At 28.7% G+C, this 251-nt stretch carries 1 pseudogene; it reads left to right on the top strand.

Going from position 1 to position 251, the window contains the following annotated elements:
- Nucleotides 1–175: 175 nt before the first annotated feature.
- A pseudogene (locus tag K0040_RS22290) lies at nt 176–251 on the top strand (IS3 family transposase); the annotation flags it as partial.

Below are 251 nucleotides of genomic sequence, written 5' to 3'. Positions count from 1 at the left end.
TACATACAGATCAAGGGTTTCAGTATACTAGAAAACAATACTCATATAAGTTAAAAATTAATGGAATTAAGCAATCTATGTCTAGAAGAGGTAACTGTTGGGATAACGCTCCTATTGAAAGTTTTTTAGTCATCTAAAATGTGAACTAGTCTATCTAGTTGATACAAGAGATTCAAAAGAAATCACAAAACTTATAGAGGAATATATTTATTTCTACAATCACGAACGTTTACAAAAAAAAAATGGCATGA

This window comes from Terrisporobacter petrolearius (genome assembly GCF_020748185.1).
Lineage (GTDB): Bacteria > Bacillota > Clostridia > Peptostreptococcales > Peptostreptococcaceae > Terrisporobacter > Terrisporobacter petrolearius.
This window is presented reverse-complemented; position numbering and strand designations above follow the sequence as displayed.